Origin of the sequence: Shewanella woodyi ATCC 51908 (assembly GCF_000019525.1) — a bacterium.
Lineage (GTDB): Bacteria > Pseudomonadota > Gammaproteobacteria > Enterobacterales > Shewanellaceae > Shewanella > Shewanella woodyi.
Genome location: NC_010506.1, coordinates 3320942 through 3342378, shown reverse-complemented (window position 1 = coordinate 3342378; position 21437 = coordinate 3320942). Strand labels below are relative to the sequence as shown.

13 protein-coding genes are annotated in these 21437 nt (G+C 44.1%); 6 read left to right on the top strand and 7 right to left on the bottom strand.

The genetic code is table 11. The features are described from left to right. Positions 1 to 12: 12 nt before the first annotated feature. The 3 genes from SWOO_RS14045 to acs form a co-directional block, all read right to left on the bottom strand. Positions 13 to 282, bottom strand: a complete 270-nt coding sequence (locus SWOO_RS14045) for a GrxA family glutaredoxin (protein WP_012325340.1) — start codon at positions 280 to 282, stop codon at positions 13 to 15. Positions 283 to 344: 62 nt separating this feature from the next. After that, complete coding sequence (locus SWOO_RS14040) at positions 345 to 2087, bottom strand: DEAD/DEAH box helicase (protein WP_012325339.1); 1743 nt, start codon at positions 2085 to 2087, stop codon at positions 345 to 347. 121 nt (positions 2088 to 2208) lie between these two features. Beyond that, the gene (acs, locus tag SWOO_RS14035) at positions 2209 to 4161 is read right to left on the bottom strand and encodes an acetate--CoA ligase (protein ID WP_012325338.1); all 1953 of its coding nucleotides are present in this window, start codon (positions 4159 to 4161) and stop codon (positions 2209 to 2211) included. A gap of 176 nt (positions 4162 to 4337) precedes the next feature. On the opposite strand from acs, the gene SWOO_RS14030 reads away from it, so the two are divergent. The 3 genes from SWOO_RS14030 (at position 4338) to SWOO_RS14020 (ending at position 9931) form a co-directional block, all read left to right on the top strand. Next, complete coding sequence (locus tag SWOO_RS14030) at positions 4338 to 7760, top strand: hybrid sensor histidine kinase/response regulator (RefSeq protein WP_012325337.1); 3423 nt, start codon at positions 4338 to 4340, stop codon at positions 7758 to 7760. A 32-nt stretch (positions 7761 to 7792) separates the two neighbouring features. Beyond that, entirely contained in the window at positions 7793 to 8404 is a 612-nt protein-coding gene (locus SWOO_RS14025) for a fumarylacetoacetate hydrolase family protein (RefSeq protein ID WP_012325336.1), read from the top strand. Between the two features lie 237 nt (positions 8405 to 8641). Continuing rightward, entirely contained in the window at positions 8642 to 9931 is a 1290-nt protein-coding gene (locus SWOO_RS14020) for an NAD(P)/FAD-dependent oxidoreductase (protein ID WP_012325335.1), read from the top strand. Between the two features lie 58 nt (positions 9932 to 9989). Here SWOO_RS14020 and SWOO_RS14015 read toward each other — a convergent pair whose 3' ends face one another. Both SWOO_RS14015 and SWOO_RS14010 read right to left on the bottom strand, forming a co-directional pair. Continuing rightward, positions 9990 to 10649 (bottom strand): response regulator transcription factor, encoded by a 660-nt coding sequence (locus tag SWOO_RS14015; RefSeq protein ID WP_012325334.1) that lies wholly within the window; start codon positions 10647 to 10649, stop codon positions 9990 to 9992. A gap of 220 nt (positions 10650 to 10869) precedes the next feature. Continuing rightward, a complete protein-coding gene (locus SWOO_RS14010) occupies positions 10870 to 11298 on the bottom strand; it encodes an acyl-CoA thioesterase (RefSeq protein WP_012325333.1) in 429 nt (142 codons plus the stop codon). 409 nt (positions 11299 to 11707) lie between these two features. Here SWOO_RS14010 and SWOO_RS14005 point away from each other — a divergent pair, with 409 nt between their 5' ends. Both SWOO_RS14005 and SWOO_RS14000 read left to right on the top strand, forming a co-directional pair. Continuing rightward, positions 11708 to 15097 (top strand): chitinase C-terminal domain-containing protein, encoded by a 3390-nt coding sequence (locus tag SWOO_RS14005; protein ID WP_012325332.1) that lies wholly within the window; start codon positions 11708 to 11710, stop codon positions 15095 to 15097. 140 nt (positions 15098 to 15237) lie between these two features. After that, positions 15238 to 16419 carry a lytic polysaccharide monooxygenase gene (locus tag SWOO_RS14000; RefSeq protein WP_229377237.1) on the top strand — a complete coding sequence of 394 codons (1182 nt, stop codon included), beginning with the start codon at positions 15238 to 15240 and terminating at the stop codon, positions 16417 to 16419. An 87-nt stretch (positions 16420 to 16506) separates the two neighbouring features. Here SWOO_RS14000 and SWOO_RS13995 read toward each other — a convergent pair whose 3' ends face one another. Both SWOO_RS13995 and ppsR read right to left on the bottom strand, forming a co-directional pair. Next, complete coding sequence (locus SWOO_RS13995) at positions 16507 to 17571, bottom strand: 3-deoxy-7-phosphoheptulonate synthase (protein WP_012325330.1); 1065 nt, start codon at positions 17569 to 17571, stop codon at positions 16507 to 16509. A gap of 514 nt (positions 17572 to 18085) precedes the next feature. Next, complete coding sequence (gene ppsR, locus SWOO_RS13985) at positions 18086 to 18898, bottom strand: posphoenolpyruvate synthetase regulatory kinase/phosphorylase PpsR (protein ID WP_012325329.1); 813 nt, start codon at positions 18896 to 18898, stop codon at positions 18086 to 18088. A 126-nt stretch (positions 18899 to 19024) separates the two neighbouring features. Between ppsR and ppsA the strand changes: the two genes are divergently transcribed. Further along, a complete protein-coding gene (gene ppsA, locus SWOO_RS13980; RefSeq protein WP_012325328.1) occupies positions 19025 to 21394 on the top strand; it encodes a phosphoenolpyruvate synthase in 2370 nt (789 codons plus the stop codon). Positions 21395 to 21437 lie beyond the last annotated feature (43 nt).

Below are 21437 nucleotides of genomic sequence, written 5' to 3'. Positions count from 1 at the left end.
TTAACAGTATAATTAAACTGCTGTCGCTAATAACTGATTATCTCTGACGTACTGTTCAAACTCAGTACATCCACCAACATGTTCTTTATCAACAAAAATTTGAGGTACGGTTTCAACAGGCTTACCTACAGTCTTCTCTAAGTCGGCCTTTGAGATCCCCTCTGCATGAATATCAACATATTTAAATTTAAAGTCACTGCGGGCTTCGGTAAGTTGCTCTGACAGTTGAACAGCTCTAACACAGTACGGACAGCCTGGACGGCCAAAAATTACAACAAACATAGTGACTCCTGAAAAATTGATTCGATACTTTATACCATAAGAGTATTAAGCTTGCATATTCCCTATTGAATAAACTTATTCTCAGTTTGATAACGCCCACGGTAATCAAAAAAGGTTTCAACTAAATCCCAACCTTTTTTGTCTTTCTTTAATAACAGAAGATCTGGCATTCTAAACTTGTCTCTGGCTTGAATAACTTGCTCTGCACTTTTGTATTGTTGATGCTTTAATCCCGGAGTTCGAGTGTGAGATATGACAAATACCGCATAGAAGGCTCGTCGTTGGCCCTCTGTTTTAAAGTTGAAGTAACGACAATAGTCATTACCATCTTGATCAATATATTGAACCTTTAGTCGCTCGCCATCTTTCACAAAGAGCATTGTTTGGCATTTAAACAGGTGGTGATGTTTCTGCTGTAATACCTCTTTAAGTCGTTTGTCGGGGTCAATTAACATTGAGTCGCAGTGATGACAAATTTTGGCCGCAATATCATTTTCTTCACCACAATTAGGGCAAGATTTAGAACGGAAACGAAAGTCACACTGGGCTTTATCTCCATCTCGCTGAATCAATGCTTGGCATCGCCGACCAAAGTGTTCGATGATATCACCATCATTATCTACTAATCCCCAGAATATATTGGCAAAATTACATACAGGGCAGTGCACCTGAACTGGGACACTCTTGCTATTGGGTTTATGTTGACCGACTTCAGGGAAGTAAAGATCGTAACCATTGGCGGCATAGTCGATGACTAGGCACTCATCTTTACCTTCACAGATCCTAAGTCCTCGGCCCACCATCTGCTGAAATAGGCTCACTGATGCTGTGGGCCTTAAGATGGCGATCAGATCCACGTGAGGAGCATCGAAGCCTGTGGTGAGTACGGCAACATTTACCAGATATTTGATCTCACGAGCCTTAAATGAGGTGATGATGTTATCTCTATCTTCTGTACTGGTCTTTGCGGTGATAAGTGCAGCCTTCTCATCACATAATCGCTTCATAATCTCTTCAGCATGGCGCACTGTGGCTGCGAAGATGATGACCCCTTGTCTACCTGAGCCTATCTCAATAAGTTGCTTAATAATCGCTGTGGTTGCGCGTCCGCAATGACTAAGTAGATCATTAACCTCTTTCTCTTGATAATCACCGTTTACAGATTGCTGTAACGCACTAAAGTCATATTGAACAGAGAGTCCATCAAACATCTTAGGGACGCTTAGATAACCACGTTTAATTAGGGGCCGCATAGGGAGCTCAAATATACACTGCTGAAATACAGGTTTATCTGGATTGCCCATCTTGCCGTGGTAGTGCTGGTGATAGATCCAGCCAAGATCTAAACGGTAGGGTGTTGCAGTGAGCCCGAGTAGCTTTATTTTGGAATTCTTTTGTTTAAGATGGCTTAATAGCTTCTGATATTGGCTTGTTTCCTCAGAAGTGACCCTGTGGCACTCATCGATGATCACTAAAGAGAAAGGCTCATTAAACTGCTCTGGTGCTCTAACAGCTGATTGAATACTTGCTACCACTGTTTTGTTTTTGGTTGATTTTTGTTTAAGTCCTGCGGAGTAGATACTTGCTGCTGTGGTCAATATCCCGACTTTCTCAGCATTTTGAGCAACTAACTCTTTTACATGGGTGAGTACCAGCACGCGGCCGTTGGCGATTCGGGCAAGTTCGGCAATGACAATACTTTTACCTGCTCCCGTAGGAAGCACCAGTACCGCGGAGTCACTACTGGATCTGAAATGTTTTACTGCGGCATCTACAGCTTGCTGTTGGTAGTCTCTTAATTGCACAAAAATTTAATCACGTTAGTGTTTTAAAATGAAGAATAACAAGTGAGGGGAACTTGGTGAAGAAAAAAAAGCCCCTCGTTAGAGGGGCTAGGGAGAGTCTTAAGCAGTTTGTACGTGTTAATTACTCGCTACGGTTTAAGCGAGATTCAATTAGTGTATCGATAACAGCAGGATCTGCCAGTGTCGATGAATCGCCTAAGTTAGTCACTTCATTGGCAGCTATCTTACGTAGGAAGCGGCGCATAATTTTTCCAGAGCGAGTTTTTGGTAGACCACCCGCCCACTGGATAAGATCTGGCGTTGCTAAAGCACCAATCTCTTTACGTACCCACTTTCGGAGATCTTGACGTAACTCCTCAGTCTCTGTCGTTCCCTTGGTTAAGGTGACATAGGCATAGATACCTTGGCCCTTAATATCATGAGGATAGCCAACCACAGCCGCTTCAGCGACGCTCTCATGAGATACTAATGCGCTTTCAACTTCAGCAGTTCCAAGTCTGTGACCTGAAACGTTAATGACGTCATCAACACGACCCGTGATCCAGTAGTAGCCATCTTCATCACGTCTTGCGCCATCACCGGTGAAGTACATGCCGCGGAATGTCTTGAAGTAAGTTAGTGCAAAACGCTCATGATCGCCAAACACGGTTCTCATCTGTCCAGGCCATGAATCAAGCATCACCAAGTTACCTTCAGTGGCGCCTTCGATGATGTTACCCATGTTATCGACAAGCGCAGGTTGCACGCCGAAGAAAGGACGAGTCGCTGAGCCAGGTTTTGTGTCAGTAGCACCAGGGAGTGGGCTAATTAAGATACCGCCCGTTTCTGTTTGCCACCAAGTATCGACAATAGGGCACTGCTCATGGCCGATGACTTCGTTATACCAGCGCCATGCCTCTGGATTTATTGGCTCACCAACGGAACCCATAATACGCAGAGAACTGCCGTCAAAGTCAGCAAACTGCTCCTTGCCTTCCGCCATAAGGGCACGAATTAATGTTGGTGCAGTGTAGAGAATGTTCACTTTGTGGCGATCAACCATTTCACCAAGGCGAGATGGGGTAGGGTAATTAGGTACGCCTTCATGAATAAGGATTGTTGCTCCATTTGCCAATGGACCATACACCATATAGGAGTGGCCAGTGATCCAACCGACATCCGCGGTACACCAGTAAACCTCACCATCTTTGTAATCAAAGACATATTCATGGGTCATTGCTGCATAAACCATGTAGCCACCGGTAGTATGCAAAACGCCCTTTGGATTGCCTGTTGAGCCAGAGGTGTAGAGTAGGAAAAGCGGATCTTCCGCGCCCATCTCCTCAGCTTCACAGTGCTCAGAGGCGGTATCCATTAACGCATTCCACTTGATGTCGCGACCTTCTACCCAGTTTACATCGCCGCCAGTGCGCTCATAAACGATAACTTTTTCGACGCAATCAACATCAGGATGAGATAAGGCTTCATCGATATTGGCTTTTAGAGGAATGATACGGCCAGCACGCACACCTTCATCGGCTGTAATAACGACTTTTGATTTTCCATCAATCACGCGTGAGGCGATAGAGTCAGGTGAGAAACCACCAAATACCACTGAGTGGACAGCACCGATGCGAGCACAGGCAAGCATCACCACGGCCGCTTCAGGAACCATAGGCATATAAACTGTAACAACATCACCACGTCTTACGCCTTGGCTACGTAGTGCGTTGGCAAACTTACAAACATCTTTGTGAAGCTCACCATAAGTAATCGTTCGTTGATCTTTTGCATCATCGCCTTCCCAGATGATAGCGACTTTATCAGCACTTTTTTCAAGGTGGCGATCTAAGCAGTTGGCTGACGCGTTTAACGTGCCGTCATAAAACCAGTTAATCGACAGATTATGATCGTCGAACGAGGTCTTTTTAATCTTGGTATATGGCTTAATCCAATCAATACGTTGACCGTGCTCTCTCCAGAAACCTTCAGGATTCACAATCGACTCTTGGTACATCTTTTTATACTGTTCTTCATTTACATGTGCGTTTTCAGCGATTTCGCTTGAAACTTTGTAGAGAGACTGCGTGCTCATTGGGCTTCCCTTAATCTAATAATGCGTGGCTCAAGTATGGAGTCATATAACCTTATAGCACTATTAGACCTTGGTCTAGTGTAATAATCTCCTTTGTTTTTAGGGCGTTGAGAGGTGTTAGTGAACTAGATTTAATCAGATAATTAACGCACAATAGAGGAAAAAATGAGAGCTTTATGAACTTAACCATTTTCGTAGGCGTGATTGCCGTCCTTTATGTCTTTTTGCTGTTTCTCTTAGCTTGGGGGGCTGAACGCTGGTTCAGTCAATTTACTAAGCGAATTCAAGTGTGGGTGTACGGCCTCAGTTTGGCTGTTTACTGCTCATCATGGAGCTTTTTAGGGACAGTGGGGCAATCGGCTCAAGATCTTTGGTCATTCCTGCCTATTTTTGTCGGACCTATTCTTATTTTTACCTTTGGTTTTGGGTTACTACGTAAGATGGTGCTGGTCTCTAAGGCCCATAACATCACCTCCGTTGCGGATTTTATCGCTGCGCGATATGGCAAGTCACAGCTTCTTGCTGCTATCGTCACTCTTATTGCACTGTTTGGTATCATGCCCTATATCGCTTTGCAGCTTAAAGCGATGGTATTTAGTCTTAATTTATTCCAGCCTGAAGACTCACCTTTCGATGGAGCTAAGGTCTCGCTTATTATCACAGCCATTTTGGCTATGTTTGCCATCTTGTTTGGTACTCGCAAGCTTGATGCTACGGAGCATAACCCAGGGATGATGCTGGCGATCGCGTTTGAGTCCCTTGTTAAACTCGCAGCCTTTTTGATTGTAGGCATAGTAATAAGTTTTGGTTATTTCGATGGTTTTGGTGATATCTGGCAACAAGCTGAGCAAAAAAATCTTATCAGCGCCCCTGAGTTAAGTATTAGCGCCTTGATGCCACAACTTTTAGTTGGGATGGCGGCGTTTTTATGTATGCCACGACAGTTTCACGTCATGATGGTGGAGTGTAGTAACGAAAAGACCTTGCTTAAAGCGCGTTGGTTATTTCCTCTTTATCTGCTGCTTTTTGGATTGTTTGTCGCCCCTTTAGCTTTGGCTGGTAAGCTGATTTTAGGCGATAGCGTTGCAGCCGATACCTATGTCATCAATATGCCTTTGGCACTCGATCAGCCTATAGTTGCGGTGATCGCTCTGCTTGGGACCTTGTCTGCTGCGACGGGGATGGTGATTGTGGCGGTGGTAACCATTAGTGTCATGGTCAGTAATGAGTGGTTGGTTCCTATGATGCTGAGAACTGGCAAAATCAGGCAGAAAAATTTCAGTCAATTCTCTCAGTTTCTACTTAATGCACGACGACTCTCTATCATTATCATTTTAGGATTAGGTTACTTTAGTTACCTGTCATTTATCGACAGCGACTCTCTGTCGGGTCTTGGTATGCTCTCCTTTGGCGCCTTTGCCCAGTTAGCACCAGCTCTGATTGGTGGTATGTATTGGAAGCATGGTAATCGTTCGGGGGTCTTAATGGGCCTTATCGTTGGTTTTGGGCTTTGGTGTTATATCTTGCTAAAAGGTGCCAGCGATGTATCAGGTGTCTTTAATAATGATTTTGGCTTATTGGACTCGATCAACCCTAATGTTCGCGATATTTTAACGGCACTGCTGGCAAACTGTGCCTGCTATATGTTGGGCTCAATCTGGTTTAGAGCCGGTGTTGTTGAGCGGATACAGGCCAGTGAGTTTGTTTCACCCGGAAATTTGAAAAGCAATAGTACGCGTAAAGCTGCTGCCGTTTCTCAGCAAGATCTATTGATCTTAGCCAGCCGATTTGTCAGTCCAACGCGTGCCTATGAGAGTTTTTCTCGCTTTTCTGAGGAGGCGGTAAAGAGTGATAGTTGGCATAAATCCGCGCCTCCAGAGTTGATTGCCCATACCGAGCATATGTTAGCGGGTGTCCTCGGTGGCTCTAGTGCTTCATTGGTCATGGATTCAGTGCAGCAAGGACGAGATCTCGCCCTCGATGAGGTGTTTAGTTTAGTCGATGAAGCGTCATCCAAAATTATTTTAAGTCAAGATATGCTCAGAGGGGCGATTGAACACGCTTATGAGGGGATGAGTGTGGTCGATAAAGACCTTAATCTGGTGGCTTGGAACTATAAATATGCTGAATTGTATCAATATCCAGCTTCGTTTTTACAGGAGGGGATGCCGATAAGCGATGTGGTGCGCTTTAATGCCAGCAGAGGCTTTTGTGGTGAAGGCGACATTGAAGAGAAGGTCAATACACGGGTTCAGCACATGCGTGATGGGACTGCCCATGTCTCTGAGCGCAGACGCAAAGATGGCAAGGTGATCAAAATTCAGGGTAACCCTATGCCTGGTGGTGGCTTTGTGATGACCTTTACCGACATTACTCAGTATCGGGAGCATGCTAAAGCGCTCCAAGAGATGAATGACACGTTAGAGGCTAGAGTAAAGGAGCGGACTTACGAGTTGGCGATGCTAAACAGTCAACTACTTGAGGCTAAAGCTCAAGAGGAGATGGCAAACGCGTCTAAGAGTAAGTTTCTTGCCGCTGTGGGTCATGATTTGATGCAACCGTTAAATGCGGCGCGGCTGTTTACCGCTTCCTTGTCTCAATACCCTAACTTAGATCAAGAGGGCAGAACGACCCTGTCTCATGTCAATAGCTCACTTAAAATAGCGGGGGAGCTGCTTACCGATCTGCTTGATATCTCCAAACTAGACTCTGGAATGATTGAGGTTAACCGTCGTGATTTTTCCGTCTCTGAGTTGATCGATGGACTGGGAGTCGAGTTTGCAGCCATGGCTAATGATAATCAGATTAAATTCAAAATGGTCTCCTCTAGTACCAGTATCAATTCAGATCTCAATCTATTGAGGCGGGTGTTACAGAACTTTCTCACCAATGCTTATCGATATGCCAGAGGGAGTAAGGTGCTATTTGGTTGTAGGCATAGAGGAGATGAGCTCGAGATCCAAGTGCTTGATACCGGTTGCGGTATAGATGAAGCCGAGACTAAAGAGATCTTTAAAGAGTTTAAACGACTCGATAATCCTACCAGCAACAGCGTGAGTGGTTTAGGGTTAGGCCTAGCGATTGCCGACAGAATAAGCCGAGTCTTAAATCATAAAATAGATGTTTCATCTGTGTTAGGTCGGGGCTCAGTATTCTCGATTCGGGTGCCACTAGGTAAAGCTATCAGTGAGCCGCAACCTAAGAAGATCCCAAGCCTGTTGCAACCTTTAGCTGGCGTTAAAGTACTCTGTATCGATAATGAAGAAGCTATTTTAGCCGGATTGGAAAGCTTGCTTAGTCGCTGGAAGTGTGAGGTTATTAGCGCTAAAGATCTGGCTGATGCGCGTATTAAACTTGGCCTTAAAGGTGTTGCTCCTGATATTGTCTTGGCGGATTACCACCTAGACGACGGGCAAAATGGCGTCGATGCCCTCAACGGTATACGTGCTCTGTATGGAAGTCATCTCCCTGGCATATTGATCACAGCTAACACCAGTAAACGTTTGATTGATGATGTGCATAGTCAAGGGTATCACTACATGGCCAAGATGGTTAAACCTGCAGCATTGAGGGCGTTGATTTCGAGTTTAGTTAAGTAGTGTCATTTAGGTTTTTAGAAGCAGGAGTTGTTGTGAATACAGTGTGTGTCGATGGTAAAAATTTTAGCCCTTCCAAAATTATCTGTGTAGGACGAAATTATGTGGAGCATATTCGTGAGTTAAACAATGAGGTCCCTGATGAGCTTCTGTTATTTGTTAAACCAAATTCAGCCATTTCAACAGAGTTAACCAGTTTTCATCAAGAAGCGTTGCACTATGAGGCTGAACTTAGCTTTTTATATGAGAATGGCAGGTTTAGTGCTGTCGGGCTCGGATTGGACTTGACCAAACGAGCACTGCAGAGCGAGTTGAAAGCCAAAGGTTTACCTTGGGAGAGAGCAAAAGCGTTTGACGGCTCTGGGTTATTTTCATCTTTCGTTTATATCGAGAAGATAAGTAGTGAGCTCAATTTTAAATTAACTATCAATGGTAACTTAGCCCAGAGTGGTCATATTAAGTTGATGATGAACTCTCCTGAGCGAATTTTGACTGAAATAAGCTCATTTATGCGCTTAGAGGATGGTGATATTGTGATGACGGGGACTCCAAAAGGTGTCGGCGAGATCCATCTAGGTGATCGCTTCGAGTTAACTCTATTTGACGAAGAGGTTGAATTGACTAAGGCAGCATGGAAAGCTAAGTAAGGGAGTGGGTCATTAGCCTGGCCCGCTTTCAGATCTCTTTTTAAGGCTATTTTGTAAAATATAAATTACTTATTACTCTACTTGTAAGATACACCTCGCTTCTCTCTCACCCAGCATAATTTCTTATTTGAAATAACAGAGCAATAGGATTGACGAATATAATTCGTTCTATATACTCGAATCAACAGTGTAAAAAATATAAAACACAAGATTTGTTTTAACAAACGGAGAGCTTGCATGCCAGAGCCAAGGTGTAACTCATATTATAATGCGACGATTAATGATGAGACTCAATATCCTAGATTGGAGGGCGAGCATCGGGTTGATGTGGTGATTGTTGGCGGTGGCTTTACAGGCGTTGCTAGTGCAGTTGAGCTTGCTGAGCGAGGTTATAAGGTCGCTATTGTGGAAGCGAATAAAATTGGCTGGGGAGCGACGGGACGAAATGGCGGTCAGGTAACAGGCAGTTTGTCTGGTGATCAAGCTATGACCAAGCAGTTAAGCAACAGGTTAGGCTGTGAGGCTGAAAAGTTTGTGTGGGATCTGCGTTGGCGTGGTCATGAGATCATTAAATCTCGTGTTGAGAAATATAACATTGAGTGTGATCTTAAGTTTGGTCATCTGCATACCGCTTATAAACCTGCTCATATGGCTGAGATGCAAGCAACTTATGATGAGGCTGTAAAACGAGGCATGGGTGATGAGGTCTCTTTGCTCTCTAAGAAAGATATTCCCCAATATCTGGAAACACCACTTTATCATGGTGGTTTGCTCAACAAGCGTAATATGCACCTGCATTCAGTCAATCTGTGTATTGGTGAAGCTAGAGCAGCTGAGTATCATGGAGCGCTAATTTTCGAAAACTCTCCTGTTATCGATATTACAGATGGTACCTTGCCAGTTGTGACTACGGCACATGGCTCGATAACGGCCAATAGTGTTTTGTTAGCGGGTAATGCCTACCATAAACTGGCGAGAAAGCGTTTAGCTGGTATGTTATTTCCCGCCTCACTGGGCAACTGCGCAACAGTGAATCTCACACCAGAAATAGCGCAGGCGATTAATCCCCATGATATTGCTGTATATGACAGTCGTTTTGTGTTGGATTATTTTCGAATGACGGCTGATCATAGGCTTATGTTTGGCGGAGGAACTAACTACTCAGGTCGTGATTCTAAAGATCTGGCTAAAGAGTTACGCCCTGGTATCGAGCGTACTTTTCCTCGCTTGAAAGGTGTTGAAATTGAGTTTGAATGGACAGGTATGGCTGGGATTGTGGTAAACAGAATTCCACAGTTAGGTAAGGTATCCAAAAATGTTTTTTATTGCCAAGGTTACTCGGGACATGGAGTCGCCACGAGTCACATTATGGGAGAGATCATGGCCAATGCCATCATTGGGGAGCTGACTGAGTTTGATCTTTTTGCTGGTATGAAACATATACGCTTACCGGTGGGTGAGTGGTTAGGTAATCAAGGGATGGCATTAGGCATGCTCTATTATCGTATGATGGAAAACTTCCGTTAACTTGAAATAAAAAGCCGATCAGATGATCGGCTTTTTAATGGAAACTGGTGTTTGATATTTACAGTTCGACTTTTTCCATCTCAAGCTGTTGCAGTGATATCACGGCCTGAGTTCGATTTCGTACACCGAGTTTACGAAATATTGCGGTGGCATGAGCCTTGATGGTGGCTTCTGACACACCTAAGTCATAAGCGATCTGTTTATTAAGCAGTCCTTCGGCAAACATCTGCAGCACCTTGTATTGCTGTGGAGTGAGATCCGATAACTTACTGGCTATCAGCGCCGTCGCATCCTCCTCAATGTCTTGTAGCTCTACATCTTGTGGTAACCAAATATCTCCATAGAGTACAGAGGTTAAGGCTTCAGCAAGAGAGTCCATGGATGAAGATTTAGGAATAAAACCAGCACTGCCGTAGTGTACCGCTCGGCTTATGGTGATGTTGTCTTCGTGGGCCGAAATGACGACAACAGGCAGCTCCGGGTAGTGGGTGCGTAGGTGAATTAATGTTGAGTAGCCGTGTGAGCCTGGCATCTGAAGATCCAGTAAGACAAGATCGTATTCAACATCAGATTTTTCAAGCAGAGTTTGAAGCGCTTCTGCACTATCAGCCTCAAACCAATGAGTATCTGCAAATGGGCCGCTCAGCGCCTGACGAAGTGCATTGCGAAATAACGGGTGATCATCTGCGATGATTATATTTAAATTTTCTAGCTTCATGGCTTTTATAGTTGTGTTAGTTGCTCGTGAAGATTAAGCCAATGTAACAGAAAAATGACATTCGATCCTATTGGTTTATTGGTTATTAGAGAAAAAATTGTGTTTAAATTCGGTTTGTTAGACTTAAGTCTAATAATTAATGACTAAAAAACAACCACCAAAAGTGTGGTGGTTGACCAGATAAAGACAAAGTACGCAGTCGTTTAGCAACTGCGGTTTATTATAAATTGTCTGTCCAGACTTTAGTGGCCTTTCGGTTTTCATCTACAGCAACAAAAGTGAATACACCTCTGATGGCATGTTCACGCACATCTTGATACATATCCTCAACAAAAATATTCACCTCAACCTTAAGGGAGGTGTTACCTACGTGTATGACGTTGGCGATGATCTCGGCCAAGCTTCCAGCAGGGATCGCTTTTTTAAAGTCGATTCTGTCTGAACTGACAGTGACTAAAGGCTTACGACAGAATCGAGTTGCTGCGATAAAAGCTGTTTCATCCATCCAAGACAGTGCCTCACCACCAAATAGTGTGTTGTGGTGGTTAGTAATAGAGGGAAAAATGGCTTTTATCACTCTTGCTTCAGAGTTTTGAACTCGTTTATTCATGGCATCTGAGCGAGTTTCAGGGGGGTGAGTCAATGGCATACGGCAACCTAAGGTTATGCGGTTTAAACAGCCCCAAATTATATCATTTTGTGGCTTTAAAGGAATACTTGATAAGGTGATTAATAATGCGTCTGAATAATAGATTGCTGCTAATTTAATATTCTTATGTGTGAGGAAAAACAATAATTAGTAAGCTCTATCTGAGTTTAAAATTAATATTTTTGAATAATTAGTAAAATACAGGGTGATCATTAATTGTTGATAAATAAGGTTAAATTTAAAAGTGTTATAAGCTAGGTCAGTATTAATATAATAAAATAATAACCAAGCTCTTGTTTTATGTGTAGATTAATATAACCGATGCTGTTGCCTCTGTGGTTATGTTGTGAGTGAGTTGTCTCTATATTTAGGTTGTTCGGTAAAACTAAATAATAATAGGAATAATACCATGAGTAACAAAACTGCATATTTGAGCAGGCGTCACCGCTTAGCTCTGTTAATAAGCACGGCCTTGATGAGTCAAGGGGTGATTAATCAGGCTTACGCTGTCGATTGCCAAGGGGTCGCACCTTGGTCAGCTGATACCGTATACGCCACAACGACACAAGTCACACAATCAAATGGCCTTTATCAGAATAAGTGGTGGACAACAAATGAGTCTCCATCTGAGGCTGGACAATGGGGAGTTTGGGAAACCTTAGGTCAATGTGATGGCATATCAAATCAACCCCCTGTGGTTAATATTCTCTCTCCTTTAGCCGATGCACGCGTGCTTTTAAATGATTCCGTTATTCTTGATGCTGAGGTGACTGACAGTGATGGAACTTTAACTTCTCAGGTGTGGACGGCTAATGGAGCTGTGGTTACTTCCCCTTGGATTGCTCAAGAGCAAGGTAGTGTGGTTCTGACACTAACCGCTACCGACAATGACGGTGCCAGCACAGAGCAGAGCGTAACAGTTACTGTTATTAATGGGCAAAATCAACTTCCTGTCACTTCGATTATTTCGCCTACAAATGACAGCGTTGTCACCTATGGTGATGATCTTGTAATCTCTGCAACGGCTTCCGATCCAGATGTGGGTGATAGCATCGCTAAGCTTGAATTGCTTGTAGATGGCGTGGTTTCAGGCACAGATCTTACTTCTCCTTATGAGTTCAACTGGACAGCCTCATCGGAAGGGGGTCATACATTACAAACTCGTGCTTTTGATCTACAAAATGACAGCGCTGTCTCTGAGTTGGTAAATATCAATGTAAGCGCAGCTAACCAGTTACCCAGTGTTGTTCTATCTGCACCAAATGCCAACTTTTCTTTACCTATCAATGGTGAACTCACTATTAGTGCTGATGCCCAAGATGTTGATGGTGAGGTGGTAAGTGTGAGTTTTTACGCAAATGGTCTACTTATTGAAACCGATACAGTAGCACCGTTTACGGCACTCTACACTGGAATAGAGGCTGGCGATCTCTCCATTACAGCGCAGGCGACAGATAACTTAGGTGCAAATACGTTCTCATCTGCCGTAATGGGTTATGTCGGTGACAGACCCACTAGCCATGAAGTTTGTCGTCCAGATGGTTTAGAGGGGGACTCAGTTTATTGTGATATTTATGATGAGCAGGGTCGCGAGAAGATGGGAGCTGATCATGCACGACGTGTGATTGGTTACTTTACCTCTTGGCGAAATGGCACTAATGGTCAACCCAGCTATCTGGTAAATGATATTCCATGGGATAAGATCACTCACATCAACTACGCCTTTGCTCATGTTAATAGTGACAATAAAGTCTCTGTCGGCAATCCAAACAGCGTCGATAATCCTGCAACAGGCATGACATGGTCGGGTGTTGCGGGTGCTGAGATGGATCCTGAATACAGTTATCAGGGCCACTTTAATCTACTTAATAAATACAAGAAGCTACACCCTCAAGTGAAAACGCTCATCTCCATTGGTGGTTGGGCTGAGACTGGCGGGTATTTTGATGAGAATGGCGTGAGAGTTGCTAGTGGTGGCTTCTACGAGATGACCAAGACGCAGGCTGGGATAAACACTTTTGCAGATTCTGTGGTGGATTTCTTACGGACCTATGGCTTCGATGGTGCAGATATCGATTATGAATACGCAACCTCTATGGCTAAGTCGGGTAACCCTGATGATTTTGCTATTGCAGATCCCCTAAGGGCTACCTTGTTTGCCCAATATGATTTGCTGATGAAAACATTGCGGGAGAAGTTGGATATTGCCAGTAAGCAAGATGGTAAACATTACATGTTAACTGTTGCGGCGCCAGCTTCTGGTTACTTGTTGCGTGGTATGGAAGCGTATCAAATGTCACGCTTTCTCGATTACGTTAACATCATGAGTTATGACCTTCATGGTGCTTGGAATGATTTTGTAGGCCACAATGCTGCGCTTTTCGATACTGGTGAAGATGCCGAATTGGCATTTTGGGATGTGTACTCAACCGCGCAATATGGCGGGATAGGTTACTTAAATACTGACTGGGCTTACCACTACTTCCGTGGCGCCATGCCTGCTGGGCGTATCAACATAGGTTTGCCTTACTATACTCGCGGTTGGCAGGGAGTCACAGGCGGTGTTAATGGTCTGTGGGGTAAAGCTGCACTGCCAGATCAAGCAACTTGCCCAGATGGAACGGGTGAAGGTGATAACAACTGTGGCTATGGTGCACAGGGAATAGACAACCTTTGGCATGATCTTGATAAAGCGGGTAATGAGATGTTTGCCGGCTCTAACCCTATGTGGCATGCGAAGAATTTAGAGCAGGGGATTGCTGGTAGCTATCTGCCCGTTTATGGACTCGATCCTGTGAACGATCCTGCCGATCAACTGACGGGAATCTATGAGCGTCATTACGATAATGTGGCTCAATCATCATGGCTTTGGAACCCTGCCAAAAAGGTCTACTTGTCTACTGAAGATGAGCAAGCGATGAACGCTAAGGTTCAGTATGTCGTAGACAAAGGGATCGGTGGTGTGATGTTCTGGGAACTTGCTGGTGATTTTGATTGGTATCCAGAGCGTAACGGTGGTCAAGGTGAGTACTTTATCGGTGAGACAATGACAACCATTGCCTACGACAAATTTGCTGCTGCAACGCCATATGGCAATAAGGTGAGTAACTCTCCAGCCTTGGCTAATACCATAGCGATGAGTGCGAGCTTATCAGGCTATAAAGTGGGTGACAGTAACTACCCAATTACGCCAACTTTGACTATCACCAACAACAGCCAAAGCACTATCCCTGGTGGCGCTGTATTTGAGTTTGATATTTCAACCTCTACCTCGTCTCAAATTAGTGACCAATCTGGTATGAATTTGACTGTTATATCTGATGGGTCAAATGTGGGAGCTGGTAACGTAGGAGGCTTAGAAAATGACTTCCATCGTGTGCAGTTTACTCTGCCAAGTTACAAATCCATTGCACCAGGTGCCGACTTTGGTGGCACGATTAAGTATTACCTGCCTGTATCCATGCCGTCGAACTTCACTGTTACATTTGATGGGGTGACCTATGACTTTGGTCAAGTTGGTGACACTGTGCCAGATGAATGTGAGCTTGATCCAACAGCGCCTGGTTGTGGAGACACAACACCACCAACATCAGATCTGTGCAGTGCTGCCAATGTGAATCCGGCAACTATTCCTGCATACCCTAACTTTCCTCAAACTGACTGGGCCGGTAACCCAAGTCACGCTATTGGTGGAGATAGGATGAAAGATGAAGCTGCAGTATTTGTTGCACTTTGGTGGACGAATGCCAAACCGAGTGCTGCAAGTGGTGATTGGGATTTTGTCTGCAACATCGATTAATCCTATCTAGATAAGAGAGCGGCACGTGCTGAATATGTCGCTTTCAAGATTTTTGCCTCTTATTGCAAGAGGTATCTTCCTATTCAATGAGAGCTCATTTTCTGATGAGCTTCTCTAATTTTATTAACATCGAGAAATTTATGAAACAGATAACATGTTTATCCTCTCTACTTGGTGTCTTGCTTATTAGTAGCGTGTTAACTCAAGAGTTGCATGCCCACGGCTATATGGATTCACCAAAAGCTCGTCAACAGTTCTGTGTTGATGATGGCGGCTATTGGTGGCCAGATGATGGCTCCGCAATCCCTAACTTGGCTTGTAGGGCGGCCTTTTTAGAGACTGGAACTAAGCAGTTGGTTCAAAACAATGAATTTTCTGAAAATGTGGTTGATTATCATAATCTCGCAGCAGTAAAACAGGCGATCCCAAACGGTCAATTGTGCGCGGGTGGAGATAGTGAAAAGTCCGGTATGGATACGCCTTCTATGCATTGGCAACGAACAGATGTAACTCCTGATAACAATGGACAAGTCTCCATTATATTTGATGCTCACACGCCCCATAACCCGAGTTTCTGGGAGTTTTATCTGTCTGATGAGACCTTTGATGTTGCAAATGAGGTGCTCAGCTGGGAGAAGCTGGAGCTAATAACTCAGGTAGGCAATGTTGGAGTCAGTGAGGTCAATGGGAAAAAGGTATACCAGATAATGATCTCTCTTCCTTTGGGTAGAGTAGGGCCCGCAACTCTGTATACCCGTTGGCAGCGTGAAGATGCTGCTGGTGAAGGTTTTTACAACTGCAGTGACATCAACATCATTAATGATTCTCAGCCTCAGGAGTGGGTAGTATTAGAGCAATATATTGCTAATGGGTTAACCGCTAATAAGGGGGATGAGGTCTGGTTTCGTCTCTTTAGTGCACAAGGTGATGAGCTAGTGTTTGATAAGTTGCAGGTGACAGCGGCTAACTTACAGACAGAGTTGTGGGCTCGTCAGCTAGCCGAGTCTGTGATGTCACAACATGGTGAATTAGTGCAGGTTGGTGTTAAGGGAGCCGGTGGTGAGCTGGTTTACTCTGATGACTTAGCGCTAAATAAAGTCTGGAGTAAACAGTTAGGTATCACCTTTAGGCTCGATGTGAAAACCATCAGTGAGCCACCGAGTTGTCAGTTAATGCCATGGGATGTGGCTACTGTTTATAACACAGGTGGAGAGGTCGTCTATGACTCTATTCGTTACCAAGCACAGTGGTGGACGAAAGGGGATGTGCCATCAAGCTCAGGTGAATGGGGCGTGTGGAAAAATTTAGGTCCTTGCCTCTAGTTGGTTGTACATTCTAATGGTATAGAAAAAGGCTTCACAGTTGACACTGGGAAGCCTTTTTTAAATATAAAATTATACTGATTGGTATTACTTGTTAAGCAAGTTAATCCTGTCTCTTGATGCTTTTGCCAGTGCACGAAGTAGTGTTTCAGAGTCTTCCCAATGCAGACAGGCATCAGTGATGCTCTTACCATAGACAAGAGGCTCACCAGTAACGACTTTTTGGTTGCCCTCCTCAATAAAACTTTCAGCCATAATACCTGCGATAGCGGTTGAACCTTGGCGCATCTGCTCCATAATACTATCGGCTACATTCAACTGCTGAGCGTGTTTCTTCTGACTATTACCGTGGCTGAAATCCACGACCATACGATGAGAAACCCCAACATCACTTAACTGCTCTGCTGCCGCATTGATATCTTCTGCATGGTAATTTGGCTGTTTACCGCCACGTAGAATGATGTGGCCATAAGGGTTACCGCTGGTGCGATACACTGCCATGGCGCCATCTTTATCTGGTGAGTAGAAAATATGTGGCTCTTTAGCTGCGCGCACCGCATCGATAGCGATATTAATATTGCCATCGGTACCATTCTTAAAACCGACAGGGCAGGAGAGGGCCGATGCCATTTCGCGGTGGATCTGGCTCTCAGTAGTACGGGCTCCCACTGCGCCCCAAGTGATGAGGTCAGCAATATATTGACCGTTCACCATATCGAGAAATTCAGTGGCGATAGGCAGTTTAAGTTCAGTGATCTCTTGTAATAATTGACGTGCTAAACGTAAGCCTTTGTTGGCATTAAAGCTGCCATCGAGATCCGGATCTGAAATTAAACCTTTCCAGCCGACAGTCGTTCTAGGCTTCTCAAAGTAAACACGCATTAAAATGCATAGATCATCCTTTAACTCTTGATGCAGTGCAGCAAGACGCTTTGCATAATCTATTGCAGCTGTCGTGTCATGGATTGAGCATGGGCCGATGATCACTAATAGTCGTTGATCATCGCCTTTTAAAATGGCTTCTACTTCACGGCGTTGCTGTACTAAGTAATCGGCAGCATCTTGTGTTAACGGAAACTCAGAGGCTAACTTAGCAGGAGAGATAGCTTTACATAATAAAGTGGTGCGTAGTTCATCTGTTTTAATGGTCATTCATTATACCGAGCGTTCGTATGGGCATTTTGCCTGATTGCATCGGATTATAACGAATCGTGACAGGATGCACAGTGCCTAACTCGGGAAAAATTGGAGTATTTATGGTGCACCGTGCATATTAATTGCCAAAAAGGGACTGTTCTGCCTATATCGGTCGAATGGCTGAGCCAATATTGCATCTTATATAGGCAGTGTTTATACCAATCAGTATAAGAAGTTGATCTACTCAGAGTGTTCTTTGGCAAACTAATTCAAGGCGAATGGATGATAGAATGTTTGTTCCCTTGTGAGTTCATTCAACGCAGAAGTAGGCAGCCAAAAACACTCCTTACAAGCGAGTTTTAGCGGTTCTGATACTGCGTTAACGAGCTTAACCGTAGAACAACTATGCTCTTCACTCGTTGCAAGCCACATGGATGTGGTGAATGTCATTAATGCAGGAGCAATTAAAGACCTTGCCTCAGGACCGCTAAACTCTCGCTGAGCGAGCAAATCTTTATACTGATTGGTATTAGAACATATGGCGTTCGAGTCCTGTCATTGCCAAAATTTTTGTGGCGATCTCCTCAACAGAGTGGTTGGTCGTATTAACAAAAGGGATCCTTTCGCGCTTGTACATCATTTCGACCTCTTTCACCTCGATACGACACTGCCTTAATGATGAGTATCGGCTGTTCTCCATTCGACTTTGACGTATCTCATGCAGACGCACGGGATCGATAGTTAGACCGAATAGTTTGCTCTTATTCTTTTTTAATGCATCGGGTAGCTTAAGGTTATCCATGTCATCTTCGACAAAAGGATAATTAGCGGCTTTTATACCAAACTGCATCGAAAGGTAGAGACTACTTGGTGTTTTGCCACAACGAGAGACACCAAGTAGTACTAAATCGGCCTTATCGATATGTTTTAAGGTCTGTCCATCATCGTTATCCATCGCATAATTTATTGCATCGATACGCGCTTCATAGCTCTCATTCATGTTTCCATGAGTACGATGAACGACCGGAGTCGCAGAAATACCTAATTGTTGCTCTAGTGGTGCCACAAAAGTGTTCAAAAAGTCGTAATCAAGGCCTTCACTGCTATAGATGATGTCTCTGATCTCCGCTTTAACGATGGAGTGGAAGACTAAAGGGCGCTCACCTGTTGTAATAAAACAATCATTGATTTGAGCCTTTACTTCATTTGCTTTAGATTCTGTCTCAACAAATGGAATAGTAAGTGCTTCAAACTCAACAGGAAACTGAGACAAAACCGCATGTCCAAACACCTCTGCTGTGATCGCTGTCCCGTCTGAGATATAAAATACTTTACGTAACATTTTGACCTCTTGTAGTAATAAAATTACAAATAAAATTATAGATTTACGTGCGTTGTGCTGGAGTGTAAAATGCCGCTGCCCTCCTGTGAAGGGGCCACACTGAAATAAACTTGCGGAGATAGAACTGTGCAACAATATGTACTCTGGTATCAAGAATTAAGCATGGGTGACGTCAACAAGGTAGGCGGTAAAAACGCTTCTCTTGGAGAGATGATTAGCAATTTATCTAACGCAGGTGTTCAAGTGCCTGGCGGTTTTGCAACCACCTCTCACGCGTTCAATGAGTTTCTTGAACAAAGTGGACTTAACCAGAAGATATACGACACTCTAGATGTTTTAGATGTAGATGACGTGAACGCACTCGCTACAGCCGGTGCACAGATCAGACAATGGGTGATCGATACCCCATTCCATAGCGAATTTGAGCAAGTTGTTCGTGATTCATACGATAAGCTCTCCTCTGAAACTAAAGATGCCTCATTTGCGGTTCGCTCCTCTGCGACTGCTGAAGATATGCCTGATGCATCATTCGCTGGCCAACAAGAAACATTCCTGAACGTTAAAGGTTATGATTCTGTTTTGGTCGCAATTAAGCATGTTTTTGCTTCTTTGTTTAACGACAGAGCTATTTCATACCGTGTTCACCAAGGTTATGACCATAAAGGTGTTGCCTTATCTGCCGGTGTTCAGCGTATGGTTCGCTCTGATACCGCCGCTTCTGGTGTTATGTTCACCATGGACACTGAGTCTGGTAACAATGATGTGGTATTTATTACCTCTTCATTTGGTCTAGGCGAAATGGTTGTTCAAGGTGCAGTTAACCCAGATGAATTTTATGTGCATAAGCCAAGCTTAACTGCAGGCAATAAAGCGGTTGTACGCCGTAATATTGGTAGCAAGTTGATACAGATGGTTTATTCAGATGATCTTGAACATGGCAAACAGGTTAAGATTGAAGATGTACCAGCCGATCTACGTCGCCAATTCTCAGTGAATGACGATGAAGTGATGGAGTTGGCTAAGCAGGCTATGATCATCGAGAAACACTACGGTCGTCCAATGGATATCGAGTGGGCTAAAGATGGTAATGATGGCAAGCTTTATATCGTTCAAGCTCGTCCAGAGACAGTCCGTTCTCGTGAAGATGTGCAGTTGATTGAACGTTATCATCTACAGACTAAGAGCGATGTTATCTGTGAAGGCCGCGCAATCGGTCATAAGATAGGTAGCGGTGTTGCTAAAGTGCTGTCTTCAATCGATGATATGGACCAGATCCAAGACGGTGATGTTCTTGTTACTGACATGACTGATCCAGATTGGGAGCCAATTATGAAGCGCGCTAGCGCGATTGTCACCAACCGTGGCGGACGTACTTGTCATGCAGCGATTATCGCTCGTGAGCTTGGGGTTCCAGCTGTTGTAGGTTGTGGTGATGTGACTGAGCGTATTAAGAACGGTCAGGAAGTGACTGTTTCTTGTGCCGAAGGTGATACTGGCTTTATCTACGAAGGTGTTCAAGAGTTTGATGTTGTTCGCTCTCGTGTCGATTCAATGCCTGAGTTGCCGATGAAGATAATGATGAACGTGGGTAACCCTGACAGAGCATTCGATTTTGCTCGTCTTCCTAATGAAGGTGTTGGTCTAGCGCGTCTTGAGTTTATCATTAACCGCATGATCGGTATTCACCCTAAAGCTCTTCTTGAATTTAACCAACAAGATGCTGCGCTACAGGCTGAAATAAATGAGATGATTGCAGGTTACGATTCTCCTGTTGAGTATTATGTTGCGCGTTTGGTTGAAGGGATTGCGACGATAGCTTCAGCTTTCCATCCAAAGAAAGTGATTGTTCGTATGTCTGATTTTAAGTCAAACGAATACGCTAACTTGGTGGGTGGCGATAGGTATGAGCCAGAGGAAGAGAACCCAATGTTGGGCTTCCGTGGTGCTAGCCGTTATATCTCTGAGTCCTTCCGTGATTGTTTTGCACTTGAGTGTGAAGCGATTAAACGTGTTCGTAATGAGATGGGCTTAAAGAACGTTGAGATTATGATCCCATTTGTTCGTACAGTCAGTGAAGCATCACAGGTGATCGAGCTGCTGAAAGAGCAAGGTCTTGAGCGTGGTAAAGATGGACTTCGTGTCATCATGATGTGTGAGCTTCCATCTAACGCCCTGTTAGCTGATCAGTTCTTAGAGCATTTCGATGGCTTCTCTATCGGCTCAAACGATTTGACTCAGCTGACATTAGGTCTAGATCGTGACTCAGGTATCATCAGCCATCTATTTGATGAGCGTAACGATGCAGTGAAGGCATTGTTAGCAATGGCAATTAAAGCGGCTAAAGCTAAGGGCGCTTACGTTGGTATTTGTGGTCAAGGTCCTTCAGATCATGCAGATTTTGCGGCTTGGTTGGTTGAGCAGGGGATTGATACTGTGTCACTAAACCCAGATACCGTTATCGATACTTGGTTGTACCTAGGTAAAGAGCACGCTTAATTATTCTTAAAATAGAATAAGCTAATCACAAAAGCCGCTATTG